The organism is Paraburkholderia sp. CNPSo 3281 (genome assembly GCF_024206515.1).
Taxonomy (GTDB): Bacteria; Pseudomonadota; Gammaproteobacteria; order Burkholderiales; family Burkholderiaceae; genus Paraburkholderia; species Paraburkholderia nodosa.
This window is the reverse complement of the sequence record NZ_JAMBPS010000109.1, coordinates 1-9,529: the sequence shown is the minus strand read 5'-3', so window position 1 is coordinate 9,529 and position 9,529 is coordinate 1. Positions and strand designations below refer to the sequence as shown.

The following is a 9,529-nucleotide window of genomic DNA, read 5'->3' as shown; positions in this document are numbered from 1 at the left end:
GGCCCGCCCAGGGGGGGGCGCATAGCCGGGCCCGCCGAGGGCGGCCCGCATGGAACGGGCCGCGCGGGCCGGGTCACGGAGGCTGCCCCGCGTACCCATCAAGCAGAACGGAACGGGCGTCAATCGCGCGTTCCGTTCGTACAGTTGGCTTACTTGCCGAGCAGGTGAGCCACGCCTTCGCGCTCTTCGAGCAACTCGTTGAGCGTGCCGTCCATCTTCTCGCGCGAGAATGCGTCGATTTCGAGGCCTTCCACGCGCTTGTATTCGCCGTTTTCGCAGGTCACCGGCACGCCGTAGATGATGTCTTCGGGAATGCCGTACGAGCCGTCCGACGGGATACCCATCGTGACCCACTTGCCGTTCGTGCCGAGGACCCAGTCACGCACGTGGTCGATCGCTGCGTTGGCGGCCGATGCTGCCGACGAGAGGCCGCGCGCTTCGATGATCGCCGCGCCGCGCTTGCCGACCGTCGGGATGAACGTGTTGCGGTTCCATTCGTCGTCGTTGATCAGCTTGGTCAGCGACTGGCCTTCCGCCGTTGCGACACGGAAGTCGGGGTACATCGTCGGCGAGTGGTTGCCCCACACGGCGAGCTTCTCGATCGAAGCGACCGGCTTGCCCGACTTGGCGGCCAGTTGCGAGAGCGCGCGGTTGTGGTCCAGACGCAGCATGGCGGTGAAGTTCTTCTTCGGCAGGTCCGGAGCTGACTTCATGGCGATGTAGGCGTTCGTGTTGGCCGGGTTGCCGACCACCAGCACCTTCACGTCGCGGCTGGCGACGTCGTTCAGCGCCTTGCCCTGAACCGTGAAGATTTCGGCGTTGGCCGAGAGCAGGTCCTTGCGTTCCATGCCCTTCGAGCGCGGACGTGCGCCAACCAGCAGGGCGACGTCGGCGTCCTTGAACGCGACCTTCGGATCGTCGGTGATGACCACGCCCGCCAGCAGCGGGAATGCGCAGTCGTCGAGTTCCATCACGACGCCCTTGACGGCGGCTTGCGCCTGCGGCAGGTCGAGCAGTTGCAGGATGACGGGCTGATCCTTGCCGAGCAGGTCGCCATTCGCAATGCGGAACAGCAGGGAGTAAGCGATCTGACCTGCGGCGCCGGTGACGGCAACGCGCTTTGCGGGCTTAGCCATTGAAAATCTCCAGGAAGATGCGTTAGACGCCAGGGTAAAACGCCATTCTATATGCGCGATACACGAAGCGTAGCTGAAACAGGCGGTCTTTCTCGCCGGCGTGCGCGCTTCACTGGAACAACCATGACTGACAAGCCGTGAAGCGTGCGCCGCCGGCGCGGACCGCCGTGCCGGTAACCTGTGCAACATGGCAAGAGGTGAACGGGGCGCCCTTCAAGGGACACCAGACGCTGGCCGCTTCGCGTGTGCCGACTCCTGCAACAGCTCGCTCGGGCTCTCCCACAGACGCGCGGCGCGCAACGACTCACGCGTGCCGGCTGGGCGGATCGAAACCTCTACTGCGTTTACTGCGTGAGGGAACAGCATCGTGCAAGGCGGCTCGCGGCGCATTCGCCACGAGGTGGATGCAGCCGGCGGCTCCTCTTCGTCATGCCGGTTTCATGTCCTGAAATTAGCATGCAGCCCGCCCGCAAACCCTTGCTCGATCGGGAGTGTAGGAGTCGTCAGGGTCAAAGTCAACAGTATCTTATGTCTTATATAAGACATAACTATTGCAGGCAAAATGCTTGATGCGTAGGGGGGTTTATGTTGAAATGCGCGCCATGAGTGCAAACCCGGCCAGCAACGCGAATTCCACCGCTCCCGAGAGCGGGGCTCCAGCGTCTGCGCCCGCGGTTCCACCGTCCCCCACCTTCAGTCCGCTGTACCAGCAGATCAAGGGGCTCATTACACAGAGCCTCGAGTCCGGCGAATGGAAGCCCGGCGAAATCATCCCCAGCGAAGTCGAACTGGCCGCCCGTTACAAGGTGAGCCAGGGGACCGTGCGCAAGGCGATCGACGAACTGGCTGCCGACAATCTGCTGGTGCGCCGTCAGGGCAAGGGCACGTTTGTTGCAACGCACAACGAAGAACGCGCCCAGTTTCGCTTTCTTAGATTACTCGCCGATGACGGCGCGGAGCACCCGCACGTGAGCAGGCTGCTCGAGTGCCGGCGCCTGCGCGCTTCGGCCGAGATCGCGCGCCAGCTCGACCTCAAGCCCTCGGACCCGGTGGTGCTGATCCGGCGTCTGCTGCAGTTCGACGGCGAAAGCACCGTGCTCGACGAGATCTGGCTGCCCGGCGGTGTGTTCCGCGGGCTCACGAGCGAGCGCCTTGCCGAGTACAAAGGCCCGCTCTACGCCATGTTCGAGGCGGAATTCGGCACGCGCATGATTCGTGCGACCGAGAAGATCCGCGCCGTGGCCGCGGAGCCTACGGTGGCCGACCTTCTCAAAGTGCCCGCAGGTTTTCCTTTGCTATCGGTCGAGCGCGTGTCCTATACCTATGGAGACCGGCCGGTCGAGGTGCGCCGCGGATGGTATGTCACAACCGGGTACTACTATCAGAATGATTTGAGTTGACGGGCGACCGCGCGAAAGGCGCGGAGCCCTTCCCCAGAGTGCCTTTGCTTGCGCGCACCACCAGCCGTACCCGACGTGGATTTCGCTGCAGCGCGATATAAAAAGGCGCTAAAATTGCGAATTAGTGTTAACACATAGTAGGGGTCTAGCATGGCAGAAGCCGCAAAAAAACCGAGGCCGGAATACCGGAACATCGGGCTTGGGCAGATATTGTTCGCATACCGCCTGCCTCTGGCCGGTCGTGTGTCGATCGGCCACCGCATCAGCGGTGTGTTGTTGTTCCTGTTCCTGCCTTTCATCTTGTTCCTGTTGGACCAGAGCCTCACTTCGGAGCTGAGCTTCGAGGTATTCAAGGGCTTCCTCTCGAACATCATCGTCAAGCTCATCGTGCTGGTCCTCGGATGGGCGTTCCTGTTTCACTTCTGCGCTGGCGTGCGTCACCTGTGCATGGACTTCAACCATAGCCTTGTGAGCAAGGAAAAAGGCAAGTCGACCTCCCTGGTCGTCGTGATCATCTCCACGGTCCTCACGATCGCCTTTGCGGCAAAACTCTTCGGAGCGTTCTAAAAAATGTCGGCTAAAAACGGTATCGGTCCGAAGCGCCTTGTCGTCGGCGCTCACTACGGCATTCGCGACTGGATCGCGCAACGCGCCACCGCCGTGATCATGGCGATCTACACGATCGTGCTGCTCGTCCTGTTCTTCGGCGCGCACGACTTCTCGTATGACGGCTGGGCCTCGATCTTCGCCGCGCAGTGGATGAAGCTCGCGACGTTCGTCACCCTGATCGCGCTGTTCCTGCACGCGTGGGTTGGCGTGCGTGACATCTGGATGGACTACATCAAGCCGGTCGGCCTGCGCATCACGCTGGACGTCCTCACGATCGCATGGCTGCTGGGCAGCCTCGGCTACGCCGCTCAGATTCTCTGGAGAGTGTAAAAGAATGGCTGCAATCAAGAATTCATTGCCGCGTCGCAAGTTCGACGTGGTCATCGTCGGTGCTGGCGGCTCGGGGATGCGCGCTTCGCTGCAACTCGCGCGCGCCGGCCTGTCGGTTTGTGTGCTCTCGAAGGTGTTCCCCACGCGTTCGCACACGGTGGCGGCGCAGGGCGGCATCGGCGCCTCGCTCGGCAACATGAGCGAAGACAACTGGCACTACCACTTCTACGACACGATCAAGGGCTCCGACTGGCTCGGTGACCAGGACGCGATCGAGTTCATGTGCCGTGAAGCACCGAACGCTGTCTACGAACTGGAACACATGGGCATGCCGTTCGACCGTAATGCGGACGGCACGATCTACCAGCGCCCGTTCGGCGGCCACACGGCCAACTACGGCGAGAAGCCGGTCCAGCGCGCCTGTGCTGCTGCTGACCGTACCGGTCACGCGCTGCTGCACACGCTGTACCAGCAGAACGTTGCGGCGAAGACCACGTTCTTCGTCGAATGGATGGCGCTGGACCTGATTCGCGACGCCGAAGGCGACGTGCTCGGCGTGACCGCGCTCGAAATGGAAACGGGGGACGTCTATATCCTCGAAGGCAAGACCACACTGTTCGCCACGGGCGGCGCGGGCCGGATCTTCGCGGCATCGACCAACGCGTTCATCAACACCGGTGACGGCCTTGGCATGGCGGCCCGTTCGGGCATCGCGCTGCAAGACATGGAGTTCTGGCAGTTCCACCCGACCGGCGTGGCCGGCGCGGGCGTGCTGATCACGGAAGGCGTGCGCGGCGAAGGCGGCATTCTGCGTAACTCGAACGGCGAGCGCTTCATGGAGCGTTACGCGCCGACCCTGAAGGACCTGGCGCCGCGCGACTTCGTTTCGCGTTCGATGGACCAGGAAATCAAGGAAGGCCGCGGCGTGGGTCCGCACAAGGACCACGTGCTGCTCGACCTCTCGCACATCGGCGCCGAGACGATCATGAAGCGTCTGCCGTCGATCCGCGAAATCGCGCTCAAGTTCGCGAACGTGGACTGTATCAAGGAGCCGATCCCGGTCGTGCCGACCATCCATTACCAGATGGGCGGCATCCCGACGAACATCAACGGCCAGGTCGTTGGCACGCCGAAGGGTCACGAAGAAGTCGTCAACGGCTTCTACGCCGTGGGCGAATGCTCGTGCGTCTCGGTGCACGGCGCAAACCGTCTGGGCACGAACTCGCTGCTCGACCTCGTGGTGTTCGGCCGTGCGGCTGGCAACCACATCGTCAAGCACGTCAAGGAGCTGCGCGATCACAAGCCGCTGCCGGCCGACGCCGCCGACTTCGCGCTCTCGCGCCTCGCCGAGCTCGACAAGTCGACTTCGGGCGAGTACGCGCAAAGCGTCGCGAACGACATCCGCGGCTCGATGCAGAAGCACGCAGGCGTGTTCCGCACCTCGAAGCTGCTGGAAGACGGCGTGAAGGACATCGCGCAGATCGCTGAGCGCGCGAAGCACATCCACCTGAAGGACAAGTCGAAGGTGTTCAACACGGCGCGCGTGGAAGCGCTCGAAGTGGCGAACCTGGTCGAAGTTGCGCGCGCAACGATGGTTTCGGCTGAAGCCCGCAAGGAAAGCCGTGGTGCGCACGCACAGAGCGACTACGAACACCGCGACGACGAAAACTGGCTGCGCCATACGCTCTGGTTCAGCGAAGGCGACCGACTCGAATACAAGCCGGTCCACATGCAACCGCTGACCGTCGAGTCCGTGCCGCCGAAGGCGCGTACGTTCTAAGGCACACGCCAGTCAAAAGGAATTGGAAATGGCCAAACGCATTTTTGAAGTCTATCGCTACGACCCGGACAAGGACGCGGCGCCGCGCATGCAAACGTACGAGCTGGAACTCACGCACGAGCGCATGCTGCTCGACGCGCTGCTCAAGCTCAAGGAAGTGGACGAAACGCTGTCGTTCCGCCGTTCGTGCCGTGAAGGCGTGTGCGGTTCGGACGCCATGAACATCAACGGCAAGAACGGTCTCGCGTGCCTCACGAACCTGAACGACCTGCCGGCGAAGATCGTGCTGCGTCCGCTGCCGGGCCTGCCCGTCGTGCGCGACCTGATCTGCGACTTCACGCAGTTCTTCAACCAGTACCACTCGATCAAGCCGTACCTGATCAACGACACGCCGCCGCCCGAGAAGGAGCGTCTGCAGTCGCCTGAGCAGCGTGACGAACTCGACGGCCTGTACGAGTGTATTCTGTGCGCAAGCTGCTCGACCTCGTGCCCGAGCTTCTGGTGGAACCCGGACAAGTTCGTCGGCCCGGCAGGTCTGCTGCAGGCTTACCGCTTCATCGCGGACAGCCGCGACGAAGCGACCGGCGAGCGCCTCGACAACCTCGAGGACCCGTACCGTCTGTTCCGTTGCCATACGATCATGAACTGCGTCGACGTTTGCCCGAAGGGCCTGAACCCGACGAAGGCGATCGGCAAGATCAAGGAACTGATGTTCCGCCGCGCGGTTTGATGTTGCTGTTCTGAAATGGAATCGCACCAGTCTGACCCTCATCGCCGCGCGCGCCTTCGCTGGCGCGCGCGGCGCGGCCTGCTCGAAAATGATCTGATTTTTGAGCGGTTTTTCGAGCGCTATGAGCATGAACTCAGCGACGCCGACGTGGGTGCCCTCACGCGCCTGCTCGAGCTGAGCGATAACGACCTGATGGACTTGCTGCTCGCGCGCAAGGAACCGGAAGGCGACCTTGCCGACCCGGACGTGAAGCGGGTGCTGGAGCTGCTTCGGAACGTCTGAGCGCGGCGGCGCGCAGTGATGTGGACTGTCGCCGCTCCGGACGTACAAAACTATCGAATCCCGTGTTTATCTTCGATTGAGGATGTGCTATGACCCCGTCTGATGTAAAAGCCACGCTATCGTTCAGCGACAATTCGCCGAGCGTCGAAATGCCGATCTACAAGGGCACCATGGGCCCCGATGTGATCGACATCCGCAAACTGTACGGTCAGACCGGCAAGTTCACGTACGACCCTGGCTTCATGTCGACGGCGTCGTGCAACTCGGCGATCACGTATATCGACGGCGACAAGGGCGAGCTGCTGTACCGCGGCTACCCGATCGACAACCTCGCGCAAAACGCCGACTTCCTCGAAACCTGCTACCTGCTGTACCGCGGCGAACTGCCGAACGCGGCGCAGAAGGAAGAGTTCGTGAAGACCGTCACGCAGCACACGATGGTTCACGAGCAAATGCAGTTCTTCTTCCGCGGCTTCCGCCGTGACGCACATCCGATGGCGATCCTCGTCGCCGCAGTCGGCGCGCTGTCGGCGTTCTATCACGACTCGCTCGACATCAACAACCCGAAGCACCGTGAAGTTTCGGCGATCCGCATGATCGCGAAGCTGCCGACGCTCGTCGCCATGGCTTACAAGTACTCGATCGGCCAGCCGTTCGTGTACCCGCAGAACAATCTGTCGTACAGCGCGAACTTCATGCGCATGATGTTCTCGAACCCGTGCGAAGAGTACAAGGTCAACGACGTGCTCGTGCGCGCGCTCGACCGTATCCTCATCCTGCACGCTGACCACGAGCAGAACGCTTCGACCTCGACGGTGCGTCTGGCTGGCTCGTCGGGCGCGAACCCGTTCGCGTGTATCGCCGCAGGTATCGCCTGTCTGTGGGGCCCGGCGCACGGCGGTGCGAACGAAGCCGCGCTGAACATGCTCGAACAGATCGGCTCGCCGGACAACATCCCTGAGTTCATCAAGCAGGTGAAGGACAAGAACTCGGGCGTGAAGCTGATGGGCTTCGGCCACCGCGTGTACAAGAACTACGATCCGCGTGCGAAGCTCATGCGCGAAACGTGCTACGAAGTGCTGAACGAACTTGGTCTGCACGACGATCCGCTCTTCAAGCTCGCCATGCAGCTCGAAAAGATCGCGCTGGAAGACGAATACTTCGTGTCGCGCAAGCTGTACCCGAACGTCGACTTCTACTCGGGTATCGTGCAGCGCGCGCTGGGCATCCCGACCTCGATGTTCACGTGTATCTTCGCGATGGCACGTACGGTGGGCTGGATCGCGCAATGGAACGAGATGATCGCCGACCCCGAGCAGAAGATCGGCCGTCCGCGCCAGCTGTTCATCGGCGAAACGCCGCGCGAAGCGAAGCCGATCGCGCAGCGCTAAGCTTCGCTTTTGCCGTGCTGCGCGCCAGGTGCGCAGCATGCAAGCAGTCATGCAAACGCCCCGACGGGTTATCGCCCGTCGGGGCGTTTGCTTTGGCAAATGAGCGGTAGACCTGTTACGCGGTATCAAGGAAGCCGGGGGACGAGTACGAGGGTTGTGAGAGCGAATTGATGTTGGGGGCAGTGGGCGGAATCGCGGAGCAGGTGGACGGTGAGCTGTTTCTTTGTATAACTGAGGCATGCTCATAATTAAATATAAAGAAACAGTGGCAAAGTGACAGGTTGAGCAGACCTTGGCTTTCTATGGTTAAGCTTCGTTGGCGTATTGTGAGATTCGATCTTAGTTTGACCTGTTCGACAGGTGTTAAATCAGACTAGTCTTATATTCGAATTTCAGATCACATGGAAATGTGAAAGATTGGCCTGCGTCAGATTTTTGTGAATTGAGATCAACTGTACCGCGCATGCCAGCTAGCAGGGGTGCAAAATGGCGAGCGTCACACATGATTGGCGCTCGAAATGGCTATCGCATCATGACGCCAGCGATCTCAAGCTCGGCGCCGTAACCTTCTGAAATGACAAAGAGAGTCTATTTGTCCGGCTCTCGATTTTTCGGAATTCATTTTCAGTATTCGTTCACAAAAGCTCGATAAATTGAGCGCAACGGATTAATGAATTTTGGTCGTCGTGATTGTGATTCATCCGCTTCTTGGTTTCTCGAATTAAGAACAAACGGAGTGCAGTTGCATGGCCACGAACGAACGTATTATCCCGGTAAGGGTCGCGGACGATGGCTCCGCGCACTACATCTCTGTTACGTCTCCTCCAGATGACAGCACCGCGGTGTGTTACATGATCCCAAATCGCGTGATTCCGGTCATCCTTGTCCCGGGCGTGATGGGTACAAATTTGATGGATTTAAGCCAGAGGCCAGTATGGCTCGCAAACACCACCTGGAGCGTCTTGAAGGAATGGGGTAGTCGAGGACCAGAGAAGCGCAAGTTGAAACTCGATCCAGTAAATACTTTGGTTTATAGCGGAGGTGCGCTACCGGCAGGCACACGACTTTCGGATGCTGAGTTGCGTCGTCGGGGTTGGGGCGAGGTTGCCAACATGAGCTACGGGACATTCCTGCCGTGGCTTGAAAATGCTCTAAACGACGCGGATACCTGCAAGAACGGGTGGCGAGCGACACTGATGAAAGACTTGCGCGATCCAGTCCCGGGGATCGCTCCGCTTTCCTATGACGAGGTGGCGCTTTCTTATAAATATCATTTGCCGGTACACGCGGTCGGATACAACTGGTTGCAGTCGAACGCCGATTCCACCAATCGATTGAGCGAGAAGATTAACGAATTTCAGAATTACTACCGAAGCCAACGCAAGCAATGCGACTACGTTATTTTAGTGACCCATTCAATGGGTGGCCTCGTTTCACGGTGGTATTCGGAAAAAATGGGTGGCAACGCCAATATCCTTGGAATATTGCACGCGGTGATGCCAGCAACTGGATCGGCTACTGCGTACAAGCGTGTGAAAAGCGGCACCGAGATGCCAGTCGGGATTGCTTTGGGTGCCAATGCTGCCGAGATGACTGCGGTCTTTGCTCAGTCACCTGGACCACTTCAGATACTATGAGGGACAGCCCGCGTAAGCCCCCAGGAGTAAAACGGTTTATCTGGACCGTTTCCCGGAAGGAGCACGCAAATGGACGCACCCGAGAGAACCCTGCAAGCACAGGACACCGCGATCACCGGCAGGCTGTTTGTCGCCTTTGAATTGGGCGAAAAGAACTGGAAGCTGTCACTCGGTGATGGCGTACGTGCTCCCAGCCGTTGCACGGTAGCGGCCGGCGACACCGCTTCCGTCCTG

9 protein-coding genes are annotated in these 9,529 nt (G+C 60.2%); 8 read left to right on the top strand and 1 reads right to left on the bottom strand.

Annotation, left to right across the window (positions count from 1 at the left end; genetic code table 11):
* Nucleotides 1-149 precede the first annotated feature (149 nt).
* Nucleotides 150-1,136, bottom strand: coding sequence for a malate dehydrogenase (locus M3I56_RS39905; protein WP_254337501.1), 987 nt, complete (start codon nucleotides 1,134-1,136; stop codon nucleotides 150-152).
* A 602-nt stretch (nucleotides 1,137-1,738) separates the two neighbouring features.
* Between M3I56_RS39905 and M3I56_RS39900 the strand changes: the two genes are divergently transcribed.
* The 8 genes from M3I56_RS39900 (at nucleotide 1,739) to M3I56_RS39865 (ending at nucleotide 9,295) form a co-directional block, all read left to right on the top strand.
* Nucleotides 1,739-2,536: a GntR family transcriptional regulator gene (locus tag M3I56_RS39900; RefSeq protein ID WP_035512539.1), complete on the top strand. Its 798-nt coding sequence runs from the start codon at nucleotides 1,739-1,741 to the stop codon at nucleotides 2,534-2,536.
* A gap of 150 nt (nucleotides 2,537-2,686) precedes the next feature.
* Complete coding sequence (gene sdhC, locus M3I56_RS39895) at nucleotides 2,687-3,103, top strand: succinate dehydrogenase, cytochrome b556 subunit (protein ID WP_254358546.1); 417 nt, start codon at nucleotides 2,687-2,689, stop codon at nucleotides 3,101-3,103.
* Nucleotides 3,104-3,106: 3 nt separating this feature from the next.
* Complete coding sequence (gene sdhD / locus M3I56_RS39890; RefSeq protein WP_028202902.1) at nucleotides 3,107-3,475, top strand: succinate dehydrogenase, hydrophobic membrane anchor protein; 369 nt, start codon at nucleotides 3,107-3,109, stop codon at nucleotides 3,473-3,475.
* Nucleotides 3,476-3,479: 4 nt separating this feature from the next.
* Complete coding sequence (sdhA, locus tag M3I56_RS39885) at nucleotides 3,480-5,255, top strand: succinate dehydrogenase flavoprotein subunit (RefSeq protein WP_254358545.1); 1,776 nt, start codon at nucleotides 3,480-3,482, stop codon at nucleotides 5,253-5,255.
* 28 nt (nucleotides 5,256-5,283) lie between these two features.
* Nucleotides 5,284-5,985, top strand: a complete 702-nt coding sequence (locus M3I56_RS39880; RefSeq protein WP_028202904.1) for a succinate dehydrogenase iron-sulfur subunit — start codon at nucleotides 5,284-5,286, stop codon at nucleotides 5,983-5,985.
* A 15-nt stretch (nucleotides 5,986-6,000) separates the two neighbouring features.
* Complete coding sequence (locus M3I56_RS39875) at nucleotides 6,001-6,267, top strand: succinate dehydrogenase assembly factor 2 (RefSeq protein ID WP_028202905.1); 267 nt, start codon at nucleotides 6,001-6,003, stop codon at nucleotides 6,265-6,267.
* A gap of 89 nt (nucleotides 6,268-6,356) precedes the next feature.
* Nucleotides 6,357-7,658 (top strand): citrate synthase, encoded by a 1,302-nt coding sequence (gene gltA, locus M3I56_RS39870; protein WP_254358544.1) that lies wholly within the window; start codon nucleotides 6,357-6,359, stop codon nucleotides 7,656-7,658.
* A 746-nt stretch (nucleotides 7,659-8,404) separates the two neighbouring features.
* Nucleotides 8,405-9,295 carry a triacylglycerol lipase gene (locus tag M3I56_RS39865; RefSeq protein ID WP_254358543.1) on the top strand — a complete coding sequence of 297 codons (891 nt, stop codon included), beginning with the start codon at nucleotides 8,405-8,407 and terminating at the stop codon, nucleotides 9,293-9,295.
* Nucleotides 9,296-9,529: the final 234 nt, after the last annotated feature.